An 18,825-nucleotide genomic window follows, 5' to 3' on the forward strand; every position below is an offset into this window, starting at 1 on the left:
CGTACGTGTCCCGTACGTGTCACCGTCCGCAACCATGTCGCAGGAGTCCGCCATGAGCGAAGCCACCGATCGTCCCGTCGACGACGATGCGTGGGCGAAGGCCTGCGCCGAGGATCTCGAAGCGGAGAAGGCCCGCCGCCGCGCCCAGCACGGCCCGCCGCCCGGCTCCGCCGCCGAAGAACTGCGCAAACTGGTCGATGCCGTGGCCGACAAGGTCGCCTCCCTCCAGTCCCCGCTGTTCGGCGTGGCCGCCCAGGGGGCCGTACAGCAGGTGATCAAGCAGGCGAAGTCCGTCGTCGAGCCGGTCATCGAACGCAACCCTGATGTCTTCGACCACATCGCCGCGGCCGGCAGCGAACTCCTCGCCGCCTACCGCTCCGCCGTCGAGAGCCAGGAGCGCCGCTGGACCCAGGGCGCCACCGACCCCGGCGGCCCCTCGAAGAAGGCCGACGACCCCACCGACCCGCGCGACGACGGCACCGGCGCGGGCGAACACATCGACCTGGACTGACCGGCACCGATAGGGCGGGGACCGGCGCTCGGGTACGGTTGCCCATAGCGGGGCTCGACCGAAACTGAGGGATTCATGGGACTCACCATCGGCGTCGATATCGGCGGCACGAAGATCGCGGCTGGAGTGGTCGACGAAGAGGGCCGGATCCTCTCGATGTTCAAGGTGCCGACCCCGCCGACGGCTGAAGGCATCGTGGACGCGATCGCGGCGGCGGTATCCGGCGCGAGCGAGGGACACGAGGTCGAAGCAGTCGGCATCGGCGCTGCCGGATATGTCGACGACAAGCGCGCCACGGTGCTGTTCGCGCCGAACATCAACTGGCGGCACGAGCCGCTGAAGGACAAGGTCGAGCAGCGCGTCGGCCTCCCGGTCGTCGTCGAGAACGACGCCAACGCCGCGGCCTGGGGCGAGTACCGCTTCGGCGCCGGCCAGGGCCACGACGACGTCATCTGCATCACGCTCGGCACCGGCCTGGGCGGCGGCATCATCATCGGCAACAAGCTGCGCCGCGGACGCTTCGGTGTGGCCGCCGAATTCGGCCACATCCGGGTCGTCCCGGACGGGCTGCTCTGCGGCTGCGGCAGCCAGGGATGCTGGGAGCAGTACGCCTCCGGGCGTGCCCTCGTCCGGTACGCGAAGCAGCGTGCCAACGCCACCCCGGAGAACGCCACGATCCTGCTCAGCCTCGGCGACGGCACGGTGGACGGCATCGAGGGCAAGCACATCAGCCAGGCCGCCCGGCAGGGCGACCCGGTGGCGATCGACTCGTTCCGCGAGCTGGCCCGCTGGGCCGGCGCCGGACTCGCCGACCTCGCCTCGCTCTTCGACCCGTCCGCGTTCATCGTCGGCGGTGGCGTCTCCGACGAGGGCGAGCTCGTGCTCGGCCCGATCCGCAAGTCGTTCCGCCGCTGGCTGATCGGCGGCGAGTGGCGCCCGCACGCCCAGGTGCTCGCGGCCCAACTGGGCGGCAAGGCCGGACTGGTGGGCGCGGCGGACCTGGCCCGGCAGGGCTGAGCCACCCGGTCACGGACATCGACGGACGCCCGTCGCGCCCCTGTGGGAGCGGCGGGCGTCCGTCGTATCGTGAGCGCCATGGTCCTGACGCCGCTGCCCGACTCCCGTACCGAGCCGGATGGTTCGGCCGTCATCAGAGTGCTCAGCTACAACATCCGGTCGATGCGTGACGACCGCGAGGCACTGGCCCGCGTCATCCGCGCCTGCGCACCCGATCTGGTCTTCATCCAGGAAGCCCCGCGGTTCTTCCGCTGGCGCAAGCGCGCCGCCTGGCTGGCGGCCCACACCGACCTGGTGCTTCTCTCCGGCGGCGCCACCGCGGCCGGGCCCCTGCTGCTCTGTTCGCTGCGTGCCACCGTGGAACGAACGGAAGATCTGCTGCTGCCACGCACCCCTGGACTGCACCGCAGGGGGTTCGCCACAGCGGTGGTACGGATCGCGGGCACCCGGATCGGTCTGCTGAGCTGCCATCTGAGCCTGCGGCACGACGAACGCCTGGCCCAGGCGGATCTGCTGCTCGACCGGCTCGACGAAATGCAGGTCGAGCACGCCATTGCGGCCGGCGACCTCAACGACGGCCCGGAAGGGAAGGCCTTCCAGCTGCTGGCCGGGCGGCTCCAGGACTGCCGGTCGGTCCGGCCGTGGGGCGCCGACCGGACCTTCCCCGCGCACGATCCACGTCTGCGCATCGACGCGATCTTCGCGACCGCCGGGATCGAGGTCCTCGGCTGCGGAGTCCCGTCGGGGCTGCCCGGCATCACCGAGCCGGACCTGCGGGCGGCCACGGACCATCTGCCGGTACTGGCAGCACTCCGGGTGCCCGCCCTCGCCTCCCTCGCCGAACCGACCTGATCCCGGGGAGCGGCTCGCAGCACCGTCCCGGGAGCCGTGTCAGACGACCGCGCCGCGCCCCGGATCGTCGTCGTCCTCGTCGGCGTCCTGCATCCGCGCGACCAGGGTGACGAAGCCGCCCAGGAAGCCGCCGACGCAGAGCGTGGTCAGCCACCACGTCATGTCCCACTGCAGCAGCACCGCGATCAGCAGCAGCACCGGCCCGCCGACGACCGCGAGCCAGGCGAACTTCGCCGGGACATCGGCCTCCGGCAGCGGCGGCGGCTCCGGCGGGACGAAATGCCCCTCGTCGTGGCCGTCCGTGTCGTCCCCGTCGGCCGGCTCCGTCACCTCGTAGTCACGCGGACCGGTGACACCGGGCGCGAAGACGACCGAGCTGCCGAGCGGCTTCTCCGGCGGTTTCGGGGGCCCCTGCTTCCCGGCACCCTTGTCGGGGTCCAGGACATTGCGCTGACCGTCCTCCAGCTGCGCGAGGTCATCGATCGACTTGAACGGCTTGGCACCCGGCGGGTCCGGCGGCTCCTCGCCGTACCCGGCGACGATCGCCTCCCAGACGGCCTCCTCGTCGATCGGGTCGCCCTCGCCCCTGGGCCTTGCGAGGGCGTCCTGCGCACCCGCGCCCCCGTCGGGCACGGCCGCTCCCTCGGTGGGGCGCGGTTCGCGCTCCTCCTCGCTGCCCGCGCGCTCCGCGTCGTGCTCAGCCACCGGATGTGCTCCCCTTCTTCCCGACGCTCGGAGCGAGGCGGCCGATGAACGAGTAGCTCTCGTCGAAGATCCGCTCCGCATCATGGTCCAACGTCGCCACGTGGTAGCTCTGTTCCAGCAGGATCTCCTCGACATCCGTCGACGACACACGGCTGAGGATCCGCGCCGAGTCGGCCGGCGGCACCACATGGTCCTGCGGGCTGTGCAGCAGCAGGACCGGCTGGGTGACCTGCGGCAGATCGGTGTCGACCAGCCGGAAGAAATTCCGCAGCGAATGCGCCGCGTGCAGCGGCACCCGGTCGTAGCCGATCTCCACGGAGCCGTCGCGCGCGATGTCGTTGGCCACGCCCTTCGTCGACGGCAGCAGATGACGGACGACAGGCAGTGCGTACGCCGCCAGGCCGTGCACCTTGTTCCCCGGATTGACGAGCACCAGACCGCTGATCGCGTCCCCGTGCTTCGCCGCCAGCCGCAGCGCCAGCGCGCCGCCCATCGACAGCCCGAAGACGAAGACCTGACTGCACCGCTCCGACAGGGCCCGCAGCTCCCGGTCCACCTCCGCGTACCAGTCCTGCCAGCCCGTGACCTGCATGTCCTGCCAGCGCGTGCCGTGCCCGGGCAGCAGCGGCAGCGAGACCGTGAGTCCGCGCTCCGCCAGATGGTCGGCCCAGGGACGCAGCGACTGCGGTGAACCGGTGAATCCGTGGCAGAGGAGGACGCCGACCTCTCCGCCCTCGTGGCGGAACGGCTCGGCTCCAGGAAGGACCGGCACCTGGGTCTCCTGTTCGTGAGGCTCGAAGGGGAGCGAAAGGGGGCGTGCAAGAAGGATTACTTCACCGTACGCGACCGGACTGACACCGACCAGGGTCGTCACCGGTCACAGCCGTGCTTCGGCCCCGTGCCGGGCAGGAACGGCAGCTGCACCACGGGTTAAGGTCAGTGCGACAGCACACAGGAGGCACCCGAGTTGATCTACGGCGCAATGAAGTTCTCCATCGGCGGGTCATTGAAGCTCGCCTTCAGGCCGTGGGTGGAGGGCCTGGAGAACATCCCTGCTCAGGGGCCGGCGATCCTCGCGAGCAACCATCTCTCGTTCTCCGACTCCTTCTTCCTGCCGGCCGTCCTGGACCGCAAGGTCACCTTCATCGCCAAGTCCGAGTACTTCACCGCACCCGGGGTGAAGGGCAGGCTCACCGCCGCCTTCTTCAAGGGCGTCGGCCAGCTCCCGGTGGACCGCTCCGGCGGCCGAGGCGCCGGTGAGGCGGCCATCAAGGCGGGCATCGAGGTCATCGAGAGCGGCGGACTCTTCGGTATCTACCCGGAGGGCACCCGGTCGCCCGACGGCCGGCTCTACCGCGGCAAGCCCGGCGGCCTGGCCCGCGTGGCACTTGCCACCGGAGCCCCCGTCATCCCCGTTGCGATGATCGATACGGAGAAGATCCAGCCGCCCGGTCAGCTGATTCCCAAGCTGATGCGCCCCGGCATCAGGATCGGCAAGCCGCTCGACTTCAGCCGCTACCACGGCATGGAGGGCGACCGCTTCATTCTGCGCTCGGTCACCGACGAGGTGATGTACGAGATCATGAAACTCTCCGGCCAGGAGTACGTCGACATCTACGCGACCGCGGCAAAGCGGCAGATCGCGGACGAGGCGAAGCGCCGCGCAGAGGAAGAGAAGAACGCGGGCAGAAAGCCCGGAACGCAAGGGTGACGGATCGGGCCGGCGCGTCACCGCGCCGGCGTCCGTCGGGGGGTGGGGGGCATGGCCAAACGCGAACGGGTCGTACGCATGTCGGTCGAGCAGCCGTTGTGGCGAGCGCTGACCGCGTACCGGATCCTGACGATGCTCTATGCGAGTCTGCTCGCCGTCTTCGGCCGGGACGAGTACGAGCGGCCGTGGGTGGCCTTCGCCTACCTGGTCGTCATGGCCGCCTGGACCCTCGCCACGCTCCCCAAGGTCGCGGGCGCGGTGAGCTGCACCAAGCGCTTCCTCGGCGCCGACCTCGTGATCGCTCTGGTCGGCATTCTGCTGACCCCGCTCGCCGACTTCGACGCCCAGCACATGGACGGCTCGACCCTGCCGTCCATCTGGACCGCGGGTTCCGTCCTGGCGTTCGCGATCAAGGGCGGCTGGCGCTGGGCTGCCTTCGCCTCCACCTTCGTCGCCGCAGCCAACATCATCGAGCGCGGCGAACCCAGCCGGGACACCTTCCACAACGTCCTGCTGGTCTGGGTCGCCTCCATCGCCATCGGTTACGTCGTCGAGGTGGCCAGGGCCAGTGAGCGCACCCTGGCCCGCGCCCTGGAGATCGAGGCGGCCACCCGGGAACGGGAACGGCTGGCCCGCGACATCCACGACAGCGTGCTCCAGGTCCTCGCGATGGTGCAGCGCCGTGGTACGGCGCTGGGCGGCGAGGCGGCCGAGCTGGGCCGGATGGCCGGGGAACAGGAGGTCGCCCTGCGCACGCTGGTCTCCAGCGGACTGGTGCCCACCACCCGGGTCTCCGAGGACGCCACCGAGGGCGCGGTGGTCCGTACCGTCGAGGTCGACGACGAGGAGGACGGCCCGGCCGGCGGGGCCGTATGCGATCTGCGCTCCCTGCTCGCCCCGCACGCCGGCTCCCGGGTCAGCTTCGCGGAGCCCGGCGCCCCGGTACTGCTCGCTCCGGCGGCGGCGAAGGAACTCGCGGCCGCTGTCAGTGCTGCCCTGGACAATGTGCGGGTGCACGCCGGGCAGGACGCCCAGGCCTGGATCCTCGTCGAGGACTGGCCGGACGAGGTGATCGTGACGGTCCGGGACGACGGCCCGGGCATTGCGGAGGGGCGGCTGGCGCAGGCGGAGGGGGAGGGGCGGATGGGGGTCGCCCTGTCGATCCGGGGGCGGCTGCGCGACCTGGGCGGTACGGCAGAGCTGATCTCGGTGCCCGGCCAGGGCACCGAGGTCGAGTTGAGGGTTCCAAAGGTTTCGAGGACTCCGGACGATTCACGGGGGAAGGCAGGTTCCGGCCGATGAGCACGGACGACGTGACGAACGCGACCGGCGCGACGAGCGCGGCAGGTGGGCAGGACGCCACGCAGCGGGCGGTCAGGGTGATGGTGGTCGACGACCACCCGATGTGGCGCGACGCCGTCGCCCGCGATCTCGCCGAGTCGGGTTTCGACGTGGTGGCGACCGCCGGTGACGGCCCGCAGGCCGTGCGCCGGGCGAGGGCCGTCACCCCTGACGTCCTGGTGCTCGACCTCAATCTGCCGGGGATGCCCGGCGTCCAGGTCTGCAAGGAGCTCGTCGGCTCCCACCCCGGCCTGCGGGTCCTGGTGCTCTCCGCGAGCGGCGAGCACGCCGACGTACTGGAGGCGGTGAAGTCCGGCGCCACCGGCTATCTGCTCAAGTCGGCCAGTACGCAGGAGCTGACCGAGGCCGTGCGGAGCACCGCGGTCGGCGACCCGGTCTTCACCCCGGGCCTCGCCGGACTGGTGCTCGGCGAGTACCGCAGGCTGGCCTCCGAGCCGGTGCCCGTCGCGTCCGACGAGCCGAAGGCCCCGCAGCTGACCGACCGGGAGACCGAGGTGCTGCGGCTGGTCGCCAAGGGGCTCTCGTACAAGCAGATCGCCGAGCGGCTCGTCATCTCGCACCGCACCGTCCAGAACCACGTCCAGAACACCCTGGGCAAGCTCCAGCTGCACAACCGGGTGGAGCTCGTGCGGTACGCGATCGAACGCGGCCTCGACGACGCCTGAGACCAGGAACGCCGAGATCGACTGCGCCTCGGCGACGCTCGTGATCAACTCCGGCTTATTGCGCGGGAATTGACCTTCCGACCCATCCCTGAGTGACCTGGATCACCATTAGCGTGGTCGTAGCGAGCTCACTTCGGCGAAGGGATGCTTCCATGCGGGTCGGAGTACTGACCGGGGGCGGCGACTGCCCCGGGCTCAACGCGGTCATCCGCGCCATCGTCCGCAAAGGCGTGCAGGAGTACGGCTACGACTTCATCGGCTTCCGGGACGGCTGGCGCGGCCCGCTGGAGGGGGAGACCGTCCCGCTCTCCATCCCGGCGGTGCGCGGCATCCTGCCGCGCGGCGGCACCATCCTCGGTTCCTCGCGCACCAACCCCCTCAATGCTGAACACGGCGTCCGCCGGATCAGGGACAACCTCGCCAAGTACGAGGTCGACGCGCTCGTCACCATCGGCGGCGAGGACACGCTCGGCGTGGCCGCGACCCTGTCCGACGAGTACGGCATCCCGTGCGTCGGTGTTCCCAAGACGATCGACAACGACCTCTCGGCCACCGACTACACCTTCGGCTTCGACACGGCGGTCGGCATCGCGACCGAGGCCATCGACCGTCTGCACACCACCGCCGAGTCCCATATGCGGGTCCTCGTGGTCGAGGTGATGGGCCGCCACGCGGGGTGGATCGCGCTCCACTCCGGGCTGGCAGGCGGCGCGAACGTCATTCTCATCCCCGAGCAGCGCTTCGACATCGAACAGGTCTGCGCCTGGGTCACCTCCCGCTTCCGGGCGAGTTACGCCCCGATCGTCGTCGTCGCCGAGGGCGCCATGCCCGCCGAGGGGGCGATGATCCTCAAGGACGAATCCCACGACTCCTTCGGTCATGTCCGGTTGTCCGGCGTCGGCGAATGGCTGGCCAAGGAGATCGAGCGGCGCACCGGGAAGGAGGCCAGGACCACGGTGCTCGGCCATGTCCAGCGCGGCGGCACCCCCAGCGCCTTCGACCGCTGGCTGGCCACCCGCTTCGGGCTGCACGCCATCGAAGCCGTGCGGGACGGCGACTTCGGCGTGATGGTCGCCCTGCGTGGCACGGACATCGTGCGGGTGCCGATCGCGGAGGCGACCGCCCGGCTCAAGACGGTCGACCCGGCGCTCTACGCGGAGGTCGGCGTCTTCTTCGGCTGAGCGCGCTTCTTCGGCTGAGCACGGCAGAGGTACGGGCCGTATATTCGCCGCTATCCGGCCCGTACCCTGCCTATCGGGAGAAATCGTGGAAATCCTGGCATTCGGTGTGCAGTCCGATGAGAAGCCGCTGATCGAGAAGGCCTTCGCCGGACAGCACGAGGTCCGTTGCCTGGACGTCTTCCTCAACAAGGACACCGCGCCCATCGCGGCGGGCTACGAGATCATCTCCACCAGCGTCAACGCCGATCTGGGCAGCAGCGTGCTGCAGACCCTCGCCGCGGGCGGCACGCAGATGATCGCCCAGCGTTCCACCGGCTTCAACAACATCGACCTGGACGTCGCCGAACGCCTCGCGCTGCGGGTCGCCCGGGTCTCCTTCTACTCGCCGTACGCGGTCGCCGAATTCGCCTGGACGCTCGCCATGGCGGTCAACCGACGGATCCTCCGCGCCGCGAGCCGCACCCGCGACTTCGACTTCCGCCTCGACGGCCTCCTCGGCCGGGACATGCACGGCCGTACGGTCGGCGTGGTCGGTACGGGCAAGATCGGCGAGGCCTTCACCCGTATCGCTCATGGCTTCGGAATGAAACTGCTCGGCTGGGACGTGGTCGAGAACCCGGCCTGCGTCGAGCTCGGCATGACGTACGTCGAGAAGGAACAGCTCTTCGCCGAGTGCGATCTCATCAGCCTCCATGTCCCGCTGCTGCCCGCGACCCACCACATCATCGGCAAGGACGCCCTGTCCCTGATGAAGGACGACGCGATCCTGATCAACTCCAGCCGCGGCGGACTGGTCGACAGCACCGCTCTGGTCGCCGAACTGCGGGCGGGCCGCTTCACCGGCGTCGGACTCGATGTGTACGAGGCGGAGGCCGGGCTCTTCTTCCTCGACAAGTCCCTGGAGGGCATCGACGACGACACCCTGGCCCGGCTCGTCACCTTCCCGAACGTCATCGTCACCTCGCACCAGGCCTACTACACCGAGGACGCCGTGGCACAGATCATCGAAGCCACCGTGCAGAACGTCGCCGACTACCTGGCACGCCGCCGCAGCGACAACGTCCTCGTTCCCGTGCTCCGCGAGGACTGAGCCCCGGATCTCCTCCGGAGCTCCGCCCGCGTCCGCCGTCAGCTGTGCACGGGCAGCCCCGCCAGCAGCTCGGCGACGATCGACGCCCCGCGCAGCGTCAGCACCGACTCCGGGTGGAACTGCACCGACGCGAACCCGTCCCCGCGCAGCGCGTGCAGCTCCCCGGTGGCCGTGTCCCGGCTCACCTCGATGGAGTGCGCAGCCAACTCGTTGACCGTCTCGTCGTCGCAGCGAGCGGTGAAGCTGTTGTAGAAACCGACCGTCTCCGGGCGCCCGAACAGTTCGATCCGGGTCTGCGCGCCCTGGTACGGCACGGTCTTGCGGACGATCTCCAGACCCAGCTCCGCCGCGATCAGTTCATGGCCCAGGCAGACCCCGAGCAGCCCGTGCCGGTGGTCCCGGACCAGCTCCGCGGCGAACTCGCGCAGCAGCCGCATCTTCGGATCGCCGGTGTCGGCCGGATTCCCGGGCCCGGGGCCCAGCACGACCGGGCCCAGGTGTGCCCGGACGGCCTCGCGCAGCCCCGGCTCGTCGTAGCGCCGCACCGACACCTCCAGGCCCGAGGCGCGCAGCAGATGCGCCAGCATGGCGGTGAAGGTGTCCTCGCCGTCGATCACCAGCGCATGGCCGGACAGCTCCTGGGTACGCTCCTGCATCCGCAGCCAGAAAGGTGCGAGCCCGTCCCGCCGGGCGTCCAGCGCGGCCCGCACCCGAGGATCGCCGGCCAGCCGCGGACGTGTCCTCTCGGCCCACGGCCGCCCGGGCCGCACCCCCAGCGCGGCCAGCACTCCGGCCGCCTTCGCATGGGTCTCGGCTACCTCGCTCGCCGGATCGGAGTGGCGTACGAGCGTCGCCCCGACCGGCACCCGCAGCCGCCCGTCGGCCGCGATGTCGGCGGTGCGGATGAGGATCGGCGAGTCGAGGGTCTGCGCCCCGCCCGGCTCCTGACGCAGCAGGGCCAGCGCGCCCGCGTAGTATCCGCGCCCGCCGGGCTCGTACCGCTCGATGACCCGGCAGGCGTTCTGCACGGGTGAGCCGGTGACCGTCGCCGCGAACATGGTCTCCTTCAGCACCTCCCGTACGTCCAGCGAGGAGCGCCCGCGCAGCTCGTACTCGGTGTGCGCGAGATGGGCCATCTCCTTGAGCCGTGGCCCGATCACCACCCCGCCCATGTCACCGACGGTGCACATCATCTTCAGTTCCTCGTCGACCACCATGGAGAGCTCCTCGGTCTCCTTGCGGTCACCGAGAAAGGCCAGCAGGCTCTCGGCGGTCGGTCCCTCGGTGGGGTAGCGGTACGTCCCGCTGATCGGGTTCATCACGACCGTCCCGCCGGACATCCGCACATGCACCTCGGGACTGGCGCCGACCAGCGTCCTGTCGCCCGTGTGTACGACGAAGGTCCAGTACGCGCCCCGCTCACCGGCCAGCAGCCGCCGGAAGAGCGCCAGCGCGTCGGCCCGCCCGAATCCGGGGATCGCGCCCTGGAAGGTACGCCGGATGACGAAGTTCGCGCCCTCGCCCTGTCCGATCTCGTCCTCGATGACCTGCCGGACGATCCCGGCGTACTCCTCGTCGGGCACGTCGAAGGCACCGCCCTCGACCTGCACGTCATGGGTGGGCAGCACGTCGAGCACGGTGGCGAGCGGCAGCTCGTACGTCTCGTCCGCGGCCAGCACGGACAGCGGGGTCCCGTCGTCGCGCACGTCGAAACTGCGCTCGGCGATCTGCCGGAACGGCACCAGGGCGAGCGACGGCTGCGGACCGACGGGCAGATCGGCGAGCCGGTCCACCTCCCGCACCCGGCCGATCAGGACCTCGACGGTGTCGTGATCACGGCCGGGGGTGCGCCTGCGCAGCAGCGCGAACGGTGGGCAGTCGTCCGTCAGGAGCCGCTGGACGACGAGCTCGGTGGGGTCGGGCATGAGGTGTTCCTTCCGAATGGAGGAACGGCTCCCGAAACGCAGAGAAGGCCGCCCCTCGGGCGGCCTTCGCGTGGTCTGTCGCGCGATGAATCAGTGGGCCGCCGGATGAGCGGTCCACCACCAGTTCTGATGCGTCTGCGCGAACATGTTCCGCACCCTACCGGACGTCCACCGGTCCAGACGCGCGTCTCATCTGTTGAGCCTACGGATGAGCGCCCCACGAGACCCCGTAATGTTGTGGATGTGACCGTGAACGCCAATACCTCCGTCGCCGGTGGCAACACCTGGCGAGACCTTCCCGCGGCGCAGCAGCCCGAGTACCCCGATGCCGAGGCTCTGCGCGATGTACTCGCGGACCTCGCGTCGTATCCGCCGCTCGTCTTCGCGGGCGAGTGCGACCAGCTGCGCGCCCGCATGGGAGCCGTCGCCAAGGGCGAGGCGTTCCTGCTGCAGGGCGGCGACTGCGCCGAGGCCTTCGACGCCGTGTCCGCCGACCACATCCGGGCCAAGCTGAAGACGCTGCTCCAGATGAGCGCCGTCCTGACCTACGCGGCCTCCGTGCCCGTCGTCAAGGTGGGCCGGATCGCCGGCCAGTACTCCAAGCCCCGCTCCAAGTCGACCGAGACCCGCGACGGCGTCACCCTGCCGACCTACCGCGGCGACTCCGTCAACGGCTTCGCCTTCACCGAGGAAGCCCGGATCCCGGACCCTGAGCGGCTGAAGCAGATGTACCACGCATCCGCTTCCACGCTGAACCTGGTCCGCGCCTTCACCACGGGCGGTTACGCCGACCTGCGCCAGGTGCACGCCTGGAACCAGGACTTCGTGAAGTCGTCCCCGTCCGGTCAGCGCTACGAGGCGCTGGCCCGCGAGATCGACAACGCGCTGAACTTCATGAAGGCGTGCGGCACGGACCCGGCCGAGTTCAAGGCGGTCGAGTTCTACTCGTCGCACGAGGGACTGCTGCTGGACTACGAGTCGGCGCTGACCCGCACCGACTCGCGCACCGGCCGGCTGTACGACACCTCGGGCCACATGGTCTGGATCGGTGAGCGCACCCGTCAGATGGACGGCGCGCACATCGAGTTCGCCTCGAAGATCCGCAACCCCATCGGCATCAAGCTCGGCCCGACGACCACCGTCGACGAGGCGCTCGGCTACGTCGAACGCCTCGACCCGGAGCGCGAGCCCGGCCGGCTGACCTTCATCGTCCGCATGGGGGCCGACAAGGTCCGCGACAAGCTCCCCGCGCTGGTCGAGAAGGTCACCGCCTCCGGGGCGGTCGTCGCCTGGGTCACCGACCCGATGCACGGCAACACCTTCGAGGCGGCCTCCGGCCACAAGACCCGTCGCTTCGACGACGTCCTGGACGAGGTCAAGGGCTTCTTCGAGGTGCACAAGGGCCTCGGTACGCACCCGGGCGGCATCCACGTCGAGCTCACCGGTGACGACGTCACCGAGTGCGTCGGCGGCGGCCACGAGATCTTCGTGGACGACCTGCACCAGCGTTACGAGACGGCCTGCGACCCGCGTCTCAACCGCAGCCAGTCGCTGGACCTGGCCTTCCTGGTCGCCGAGATGTACCGGGATCAGTAGGGCAGTCACCGCAGGTACCGCACGTACGACTGTGGGGCACGGATCGATGTGATCCGTGCCCCACAGTCGTACCGGGGCTTTACGGGAGTGGAGCGCCGGGTAAGGTTAGGTTAGCCTCACCGATCAATCGGGACGGCGCCAACGATCGATCCCGTCGGGAGGTGAACCGCATGTACGTCTGCTCGTGCTTCGGCATTACGGAGCAGCAGGTCAAGGAACATGCGGACGCCGGGGCGTGCACCCCCCGCCAGATAGCCTCCGCCTGCAAGGCGGGTACGGACTGCGGCGGCTGTGTCCGCAGGATCCAGGCGATGCTGGGCCGCGGCGAGTGCGCTCGTCGCGAGCTGCTCGAGCAGAAGCAGAAGCTGACCCCCGGTGGCGTCCCCGAGCAGCCGCTCGCGCCCGGCGTGCCCTCCGATGCGGACCCGGGCAGGGCTCCGGGCATCGCCCCCGGCAGAGCCCCGGGCATCCGGCTCCCCGACGCGGCCTGAACTCAGGGCTCGGGGGCTCGAGGCCTCAGCTGTCCGGCTGCTCGATCTGCTGCGCGAGGTAGTGCGGCTCGCCGAGCTTCTCGATCAGCTGCAGCTGGGTGTCGAGGTAGTCGATGTGGTGCTCCTCGTCCTCAAGGATCGACTCAAAGACATTTGCGGACGTGATGTCGCCCTTGCCGCGCATCAACTCGACACCGCGCCTGAGCCGGTCGATCGCCTCCACCTCGATCTGGCGGTCGGCCTGGAACATCTCGGTGACGGTCTGGCCGACCCGCACATGGAAGAGCCGCTGGTAGTTGGGTAGTCCGTCGAGAAGGAGAATGCGGTCCGTCAGCATCTCGGCGTGCTTCATCTCGTCGAACGACTCGGAGCGCGTGTACTTCGCCAGCTTCGTCCAGCCGAAGTTCTCCTGCATCTTTGCATGCAGGAAGTACTGGTTGATGGCAGTCAATTCGGCGGTCAGCTGTTCGTTCAGGAACTCGAGGACCTCGGGGTCGCCCTGCATCGCAGAGGCTCCTTCCAACCGTGAACCGGGCAAGTTGGCGGCATCCTCGCACCGCACCCAGCCACCGTCCAGTAAGTACACGCTTAGTAGGGGTTGTCCTGAATCGCCTCTGCCCTGGTCATGACCACCCCTGCCTGTCTGTCACCATGGAGTCATGGGTCAGCCGGAAAGCCGGGAATACCGCGAATCAGAGCAGTCCGAGCTTCCGCCGGGACAGCGCCTGCAGCGCGGCTGGCCGGTTACCCACTACGGGCCCGTTCCCAAGTTCAAGCCCGACCGCTGGGAGTTCCGGGTCTTCGGAGCCACGGCGGACGGCGAGAAGCACTGCTGGAACCATGAGGAGTTCTCGGCCCTGCCGTTCTCCTCGGTCGTCGCCGATCTGCACTGCGTCACCAAATTCAGCATGCTCGGCGCCGAATGGGGCGGGGTCCTCGCCCGTACGATCCTCGAACTCGCGCCGCCCTCGCCCCAGGTCACTCATGTGATGGTCTGGGCCGAGTACGGATTCAGCTCGAACCTGCGGCTTGACGACTTCGCCTCGGACCGAACACTTTTCGCCACTCACCAGGGCGGCGAACTGCTCACCGCCGAGCACGGCTTCCCGCTGCGCCTGGTCGTACCGCATCTGTACGCCTGGAAAGGGCCCAAGTGGGTCCGGGGCATCGAGTACATGACCGCCGATCGCCGGGGCTTCTGGGAGGAGCGCGGGTATCACAACATCGGCGACCCGTGGAAGGAACAGCGCTACTCCTACCAGGAGGAGCCCGGGGACGGCCCCGAGCTCTGACCGGTCGGGCCCGGTCGCCGCGGGCCCGCCCTCAGTGGTGGTACCGGTGCACCACCGCGTGCCCCTTGCCACGGCCGATCATCCACTTGTTGACCGGTGTGGTGACGGCGAAGGCGACGGCCAGCGACAGCGCGAGGGCTCCCCAGAACAGCGAGTCGGCGAGCTGCGCGTCCATGGCGCCCGGCCACAGCGCGATCACACCGTTGTCGATCAGTTCCATCACCGCGATGGAGAGGGTGTCGGCGGCGAGGGCGACCCGGAACGCCGTACGGAAGTCGACGCCGGCCTTGAGGATGGAGCGCAGCGTCAGCGTGTAGCCGAATGCGAAGGCCAGGATGATCGCGAGGACCATCGTCTCCGCGTTGCCCCAGCCGAGCGCCGTGCCGATCACCATGCCGAGGATCTCGCCGATGGCGCATCCGGTGAGGCAGTGCAGCGTGGCGCGGGCCGCCATGGACCAGCCGGCCTTGCCGGGGGCGTGCGCCGTGTGTCCGGCGTGAGCTGACTGGTCTGCGTGACCCGTGTGGTCTGCCTGCCGGCTGTCGTCGCCCCGGTGCTCGTGCCGGCCTTGCTGCTCGTGCTGTTCGTCGCGCGTGTCGTGGTGCATGGCGATCCCCCAATGCCGGTAGCGGTTCCCTTCGATCAGAGAACCGTATACCCCCTGGGGGTATTCCCCATGCCTTCGCGGATTCAGTTCCGGTCGCGCAGCTCCTTGAGGCGCGCCACATCCGCCGCGTGGCCTTCCTTGCCCCCCGGCGTCTCGATGACCAGCGGCACTCCGGCCGTCGCCGGATGCGAGAACAGCTCCTGGAACGGCTCCTCGCCGATGTGCCCTGCGCCGATGTTCTCGTGCCGGTCCTTGTGGGCTCCCACCACGTCCTTGGAGTCATTGGCGTGGATCAGTTTGAGCCGGCCCTCACCGACCGTCTCCACCAGCAGGTCCAGGGTCTGCTTCATGCCCGCCGGGCCCGCCAGGTCGTGGCCCGCCGCGTAGATGTGGCAGGTGTCGAGGCAGATGCCGAGCTTGGGGTGGGCGTCCAGCGCCTCGAAGTACGGGCCGAAGTCCCAGGTCCGTGAGCAGAGTGAGAACCCCTGCCCGGCGGTCGACTCCAGCAGCAGGAACGGGTCGTCGTCGTGGGTCAGCTCGTCGAGGAGCGGCCGCATGTGCGTACGTACCTGGGCCAGGGCCTCCGCGCGCGGCCGGCCGCCGGTCGCGGAGCCCGTGTGCACCACGACGCCCAGGGCGCCGATCTCGCGGGCCCGGCGCAGGGAGTGGCGCAGCGACTCCACGGACCGCTCGACAGTGGCCTCGGTGTGCGAGCCGAAGTTGATCAGATACGGGGCGTGGACGTACGCCGGTATCGACTCGGCGGTGCACTCGGCGCGGAACTGTTCGTCCTGCGCCGGGTTCCCGGCCGGTGTCGCCCAGCCGCGCGGATTGGCGACGAAGACCTGGACGGCCTCCGCCCCCATCTCGCGGGCGTAGGGCAGGCCGACCTTGGCGAGGCCGCCGGCCACGGGGACATGGCCGCCGACTGGGTTGCGCATACGGATCTAGAGTCCCTTGGTCGTGATGGTGATGGTGCTGCCCTCGGGAGCCCGGTCGCCGCCGTCGACGGACTGGCTCGCGATCGTGTCGCTGAAGGAGAGGAACGGGCGGTCGACCTTGACCTCGAAGCCCGCCGCCTTCAGCAGGCGCGTGGCCTCGTCGATGTCCTTGTCGGTGACATCCGGGACATCGATCATCCGCGGGCCCTTGGAGACGGTGAGCGTGATGGTGTCGCCCTCGGCTGCCCGGGTGCCTCCGCCCGGTGACTGGCGCGCGATGTCGCCCGCGGCCTCGGGCGAATTGACCCGGCCCGGCAGCACCTCGGCCTTCAGGCCTTCCCCGTCCAGCGCGTCGGTGGCCTCCTGGACCGACAGCCCGGTCAGGTCGGGGACATCGACCGGACTGCCCTTGCTGACGACCAGGGCGACCGCGGAGTCGGGGTGGCGTTCCGCGCCCGCTCCGGGATCCGTACGGATCACCTGGCCCTGCCCGATGTCCTCGCTGAACTCCTTGGTGACCATGCCGGGCACCAGGCCCACCTTCTTCAGTGCGCGCCTGGCCTCGGCGAGCCCGGTGCCCCGGACGTCGGGGACCTTCACGATCTCGGGGCCGCGCGAGAGGACGATCTTCACCGATCCGTTGCCCCGGATGCGGGCGCCCGACTTCGGATCGCTGCCGATGACCTTGCCGCGGTCGACGTTGTCGCTGTAGGCCCGATCGACGCCCTTCAGCTCGAGACCGGAGTCCGAGAGCCGCTGGCGGGCGGCCTTCTCGGTCTGGCCGAGCAGCGAGGGGACCCGGGTGAACTGTCCCGAGTTGATGTACCAGACACCGGCGCCGACCCCCAGTACCAGCAGCACGGCGACGATCGCAGCGAGCATCCCGCGGCGGGGACCGCCGTGCCGCGGCCCACTCCTCGCCGGCTCGGGCGGCAGCGGCGGGGGCATCTCCAGCCGGCTGGTGTGATGGGCGGTGCCCTGGTCGACCGGGAGCACCCGGGGGATCACGCTCGTCCGGTCCTCGGCATCGTCGTGCGCCTCGGCGAGGGCCTGCGGCGGTACGGCGTCCAGCTGGTTGTCGGTGAGCGCGGCCCGCGCGGTGCGGGCCTCGGCCAGCAGGGCCACGGCGTCGAACGGACGGGCCTCGGGGTTGCGGGCGGTGGCGTTCGCGACCAGTTCGTCCAGCTCGGTCGCGAGCCCCGGGACGACGGCCGACGGCGTCGGCACGTCCTCGTTGAGGTGCTGGTAGATGACCTGGGCGGGGGATTCGCCGGTGTGCGGCTTGGCGCCCGTCAGCATCTCGTACAGCACGACACCGCAGGCGTACACATCGGTGCGGGTGTCCGCCGTGCCGTGCTCGATCTGCTCGGGGGCGAGATAGGAGACGGTGCCGAGGACCGTTCCGGTGGTGTTGGTGTCGGAACCCACGGTCCGTACGAGACCGAAGTCCGCGACCTTGACCCGGCCGTCGTCCCCTATGAGGACGTTCTCCGGCTTCATGTCGCGGTGCACGAAGCCTGCCCGGTGTGCGGCGCCGAGCGCGGCCAGGACCGGCTCCAGGATGTCCAGCGCGGCTCTCGGCTGCAGGGCGCCGCGCTCACGCAGGACGTCGCGCAGCGTGCAGCCCGCCACGTACTCCATCGCCAGGTAGACGTACGGCCCCTGGGCGCCCTGGTCGAAGACAGCGACCACATTGGGGTGCGCGAGCCGGGCCACGGACTTGGCCTCGCGGATGAAACGTTCGACGAACGAGGCGTCGGTTGCGAGGGCCGGGTGCATCACCTTCAGGGCGAGCACCCGGTCGAGCCGGGTGTCCATGGCCCGGTAGACCGTGGCCATCCCGCCCACGGCGATGCGGGCATCGACGCGGTAGCGGCCGTCGAGCAGCTGCCCGACGATGGGGTCTCCCCGGCCGAAGGCCGGGGAAGGGTCCTGGAGGGTCGTATCCACGCAAGCGAGTCTACGAGCCGCCGAGGACGTGACCGACTGGCCGGGGCGATCCCGGGGCCGTACTGCAGCCGAGCCGTGACAGGGAGATGCGCGTCACACGCGTGCGGCGCCAGGCGCGTGCGTACGGGGGGCTCAGAACGCGGGCCGCTCCGGGTCCAGCGCAGCCCGCCCCTCCATCGGTGACGACGCCTCGGCGAAGTGGCGCCGGGGGATCCGGCCCGCGCGGTACGCCAGCCGCCCGCCGTCCACCGCGTGCCGCATCGCAGCCGCCATCAGCTCGGGCTCCTGCGCCCGGGTCACCGCCGACGCCAGCATCACCGCCGCGCACCCCAGCTCCATCGCGAGCGCCGCGTCCGATGCGGTCCCGGCGCCGGCGTCGAGAATCACCGGTACCCGGGCGTGCTCGACGATCAGCTGGAAGTTGTGCGGGTTGCGGATGCCGAGACCGGAGCCGATCGGGGAGCCGAGCGGCATGATCGCCGCACATCCCACGTCCTCCAGCTTCCGGGCCAGCACCGGGTCGTCATTCGTGTACGGAAGGACGGTGAAACCGTCGTCCACCAGCGTCTCCGCGGCGTCCAGCAGTTCGATCGGGTCGGGCAGCAGGGTCCGCTCGTCGGCCACCACCTCCAGCTTGATCCAGTCGGTGCCCAGCGCCTCGCGGGCCAGCCGCGCGGTCAGCACGGCCTCGCCCGCGGTGAAGCAGCCCGCCGTGTTCGGCAGGACGCGGATCGAGAGCCGCTCCAGCACGGAGAGCACCGAACCCTGCACGGTCGGGTCGAGGCGGCGCATCGCGACGGTGGTCAGCTCGGTGCCGGACGCGGTCAGCGAGCGTTCCAGCACGTCGAGGCTGGGTGCCCCGCCCGTCCCCATGATCAGCCGGGAGCCGAACGTGGTGTCGCCGAGGGTGAAGAGATCGTCGGACATGG

20 protein-coding genes are annotated in these 18,825 nt (G+C 70.0%); 11 read left to right on the forward strand and 9 right to left on the reverse strand.

All coding sequences use genetic code 11. The annotated features are described in order from the left end of the window. The first annotated feature begins 52 nt into the window (after positions 1 to 52). The 3 genes from OHA88_RS32485 (at position 53) to OHA88_RS32495 (ending at position 2,380) form a co-directional block, all read left to right on the forward strand. On the forward strand, positions 53 to 511 hold the full coding sequence (locus OHA88_RS32485) for a DUF5304 domain-containing protein (RefSeq protein ID WP_328628116.1): 459 nt from the start codon (positions 53 to 55) through the stop codon (positions 509 to 511). A gap of 75 nt (positions 512 to 586) precedes the next feature. Next, positions 587 to 1,528 (forward strand): ROK family glucokinase, encoded by a 942-nt coding sequence (locus OHA88_RS32490; RefSeq protein ID WP_267005581.1) that lies wholly within the window; start codon positions 587 to 589, stop codon positions 1,526 to 1,528. Between the two features lie 78 nt (positions 1,529 to 1,606). Then, positions 1,607 to 2,380 (forward strand): endonuclease/exonuclease/phosphatase family protein, encoded by a 774-nt coding sequence (locus OHA88_RS32495; RefSeq protein WP_328628117.1) that lies wholly within the window; start codon positions 1,607 to 1,609, stop codon positions 2,378 to 2,380. A 39-nt stretch (positions 2,381 to 2,419) separates the two neighbouring features. Here OHA88_RS32495 and OHA88_RS32500 read toward each other — a convergent pair whose 3' ends face one another. Together OHA88_RS32500 and OHA88_RS32505 are read right to left on the reverse strand one after the other, a co-directional pair. Continuing rightward, positions 2,420 to 3,085, reverse strand: a complete 666-nt coding sequence (locus OHA88_RS32500) for a hypothetical protein (RefSeq protein ID WP_328628118.1) — start codon at positions 3,083 to 3,085, stop codon at positions 2,420 to 2,422. After that, positions 3,078 to 3,857 (reverse strand): alpha/beta hydrolase, encoded by a 780-nt coding sequence (locus tag OHA88_RS32505; protein WP_328628119.1) that lies wholly within the window; start codon positions 3,855 to 3,857, stop codon positions 3,078 to 3,080. Before OHA88_RS32505 ends, OHA88_RS32500 begins: the two co-directional genes overlap by 8 nt. Positions 3,858 to 4,052: 195 nt before the next feature. Between OHA88_RS32505 and OHA88_RS32510 the strand changes: the two genes are divergently transcribed. From OHA88_RS32510 to OHA88_RS32530, 5 genes are all read left to right on the forward strand, one after another. Then, positions 4,053 to 4,796 carry a lysophospholipid acyltransferase family protein gene (locus OHA88_RS32510; protein ID WP_267005585.1) on the forward strand — a complete coding sequence of 248 codons (744 nt, stop codon included), beginning with the start codon at positions 4,053 to 4,055 and terminating at the stop codon, positions 4,794 to 4,796. A gap of 51 nt (positions 4,797 to 4,847) precedes the next feature. Next, the gene (gene macS / locus OHA88_RS32515) at positions 4,848 to 6,098 is read left to right on the forward strand and encodes a MacS family sensor histidine kinase (protein WP_328628120.1); all 1,251 of its coding nucleotides are present in this window, start codon (positions 4,848 to 4,850) and stop codon (positions 6,096 to 6,098) included. Between the two features lie 80 nt (positions 6,099 to 6,178). Next, positions 6,179 to 6,823: a response regulator gene (locus tag OHA88_RS32520; RefSeq protein ID WP_267008126.1), complete on the forward strand. Its 645-nt coding sequence runs from the start codon at positions 6,179 to 6,181 to the stop codon at positions 6,821 to 6,823. A 152-nt stretch (positions 6,824 to 6,975) separates the two neighbouring features. After that, positions 6,976 to 8,004, forward strand: a complete 1,029-nt coding sequence (locus tag OHA88_RS32525; protein ID WP_267005587.1) for a 6-phosphofructokinase — start codon at positions 6,976 to 6,978, stop codon at positions 8,002 to 8,004. Positions 8,005 to 8,089: 85 nt separating this feature from the next. Further along, positions 8,090 to 9,094, forward strand: a complete 1,005-nt coding sequence (locus OHA88_RS32530) for a 2-hydroxyacid dehydrogenase (RefSeq protein WP_328628121.1) — start codon at positions 8,090 to 8,092, stop codon at positions 9,092 to 9,094. Between the two features lie 38 nt (positions 9,095 to 9,132). On the opposite strand, the gene OHA88_RS32535 is transcribed toward OHA88_RS32530, so the two are convergent. Continuing rightward, positions 9,133 to 11,019, reverse strand: coding sequence for an anthranilate synthase family protein (locus OHA88_RS32535; RefSeq protein WP_328628122.1), 1,887 nt, complete (start codon positions 11,017 to 11,019; stop codon positions 9,133 to 9,135). 90 nt (positions 11,020 to 11,109) lie between these two features. Further along, positions 11,110 to 11,166, reverse strand: a complete 57-nt coding sequence (locus OHA88_RS44710) for a trp operon leader peptide (RefSeq protein ID WP_107063558.1) — start codon at positions 11,164 to 11,166, stop codon at positions 11,110 to 11,112. Positions 11,167 to 11,268: 102 nt separating this feature from the next. Here OHA88_RS44710 and OHA88_RS32540 point away from each other — a divergent pair, with 102 nt between their 5' ends. Both OHA88_RS32540 and OHA88_RS32545 read left to right on the forward strand, forming a co-directional pair. Further along, the gene (locus OHA88_RS32540) at positions 11,269 to 12,615 is read left to right on the forward strand and encodes a class II 3-deoxy-7-phosphoheptulonate synthase (RefSeq protein ID WP_313936894.1); all 1,347 of its coding nucleotides are present in this window, start codon (positions 11,269 to 11,271) and stop codon (positions 12,613 to 12,615) included. 170 nt (positions 12,616 to 12,785) lie between these two features. After that, entirely contained in the window at positions 12,786 to 13,106 is a 321-nt protein-coding gene (locus tag OHA88_RS32545; protein ID WP_328628123.1) for a (2Fe-2S)-binding protein, read from the forward strand. Between the two features lie 25 nt (positions 13,107 to 13,131). Here OHA88_RS32545 and bfr read toward each other — a convergent pair whose 3' ends face one another. Beyond that, complete coding sequence (gene bfr, locus OHA88_RS32550) at positions 13,132 to 13,611, reverse strand: bacterioferritin (protein WP_267005592.1); 480 nt, start codon at positions 13,609 to 13,611, stop codon at positions 13,132 to 13,134. A 154-nt stretch (positions 13,612 to 13,765) separates the two neighbouring features. On the opposite strand from bfr, the gene OHA88_RS32555 reads away from it, so the two are divergent. Next, positions 13,766 to 14,398, forward strand: a complete 633-nt coding sequence (locus tag OHA88_RS32555; protein WP_267005593.1) for a sulfite oxidase-like oxidoreductase — start codon at positions 13,766 to 13,768, stop codon at positions 14,396 to 14,398. Positions 14,399 to 14,429: 31 nt separating this feature from the next. On the opposite strand, the gene OHA88_RS32560 is transcribed toward OHA88_RS32555, so the two are convergent. The 4 genes from OHA88_RS32560 to OHA88_RS32575 all read right to left on the reverse strand — a co-directional run bounded on the left by OHA88_RS32560 (position 14,430) and on the right by OHA88_RS32575 (position 18,823). Further along, a complete protein-coding gene (locus tag OHA88_RS32560; RefSeq protein WP_443044315.1) occupies positions 14,430 to 15,005 on the reverse strand; it encodes a DUF4396 domain-containing protein in 576 nt (191 codons plus the stop codon). Positions 15,006 to 15,088: 83 nt separating this feature from the next. Further along, the gene (locus OHA88_RS32565; RefSeq protein ID WP_328628124.1) at positions 15,089 to 15,946 is read right to left on the reverse strand and encodes a deoxyribonuclease IV; all 858 of its coding nucleotides are present in this window, start codon (positions 15,944 to 15,946) and stop codon (positions 15,089 to 15,091) included. A 6-nt stretch (positions 15,947 to 15,952) separates the two neighbouring features. Then, positions 15,953 to 17,896 carry a Stk1 family PASTA domain-containing Ser/Thr kinase gene (pknB, locus tag OHA88_RS32570; protein ID WP_328628125.1) on the reverse strand — a complete coding sequence of 648 codons (1,944 nt, stop codon included), beginning with the start codon at positions 17,894 to 17,896 and terminating at the stop codon, positions 15,953 to 15,955. A gap of 132 nt (positions 17,897 to 18,028) precedes the next feature. After that, entirely contained in the window at positions 18,029 to 18,823 is a 795-nt protein-coding gene (locus OHA88_RS32575; RefSeq protein ID WP_313936887.1) for a thiazole synthase, read from the reverse strand. Between the last annotated feature and the right edge of the window lie 2 nt (positions 18,824 to 18,825).

Source organism: Streptomyces sp. NBC_00353 (genome assembly GCF_036108815.1).
Classification (GTDB): domain Bacteria; phylum Actinomycetota; class Actinomycetes; order Streptomycetales; family Streptomycetaceae; genus Streptomyces.

Bases quoted from the DNA above. Each gene is read 5' to 3' on its own strand.
- macS (WP_328628120.1), top strand. From the start codon at position 4,848: ATGGCCAAACGCGAACGGGTCGTACGCATGTCGGTCGAGCAGCCGTTG.
- OHA88_RS32485 (WP_328628116.1), top strand. From the start codon at position 53: ATGAGCGAAGCCACCGATCGTCCCGTCGACGACGATGCGTGGGCGAAG.
- OHA88_RS32545 (WP_328628123.1), top strand. From the start codon at position 12,786: ATGTACGTCTGCTCGTGCTTCGGCATTACGGAGCAGCAGGTCAAGGAA.
- OHA88_RS32525 (WP_267005587.1), top strand. From the start codon at position 6,976: ATGCGGGTCGGAGTACTGACCGGGGGCGGCGACTGCCCCGGGCTCAAC.
- OHA88_RS32575 (WP_313936887.1), bottom strand. From the start codon at position 18,823: ATGTCCGACGATCTCTTCACCCTCGGCGACACCACGTTCGGCTCCCGG.
- OHA88_RS32490 (WP_267005581.1), top strand. From the start codon at position 587: ATGGGACTCACCATCGGCGTCGATATCGGCGGCACGAAGATCGCGGCT.
- OHA88_RS32495 (WP_328628117.1), top strand. From the start codon at position 1,607: ATGGTCCTGACGCCGCTGCCCGACTCCCGTACCGAGCCGGATGGTTCG.
- OHA88_RS32555 (WP_267005593.1), top strand. From the start codon at position 13,766: ATGGGTCAGCCGGAAAGCCGGGAATACCGCGAATCAGAGCAGTCCGAG.
- OHA88_RS32535 (WP_328628122.1), bottom strand. From the start codon at position 11,019: ATGCCCGACCCCACCGAGCTCGTCGTCCAGCGGCTCCTGACGGACGAC.
- OHA88_RS32560 (WP_443044315.1), bottom strand. From the start codon at position 15,005: ATGCACCACGACACGCGCGACGAACAGCACGAGCAGCAAGGCCGGCAC.
- bfr (WP_267005592.1), bottom strand. From the start codon at position 13,611: ATGCAGGGCGACCCCGAGGTCCTCGAGTTCCTGAACGAACAGCTGACC.
- OHA88_RS32520 (WP_267008126.1), top strand. From the start codon at position 6,179: ATGGTGGTCGACGACCACCCGATGTGGCGCGACGCCGTCGCCCGCGAT.
- OHA88_RS32565 (WP_328628124.1), bottom strand. From the start codon at position 15,946: ATGCGCAACCCAGTCGGCGGCCATGTCCCCGTGGCCGGCGGCCTCGCC.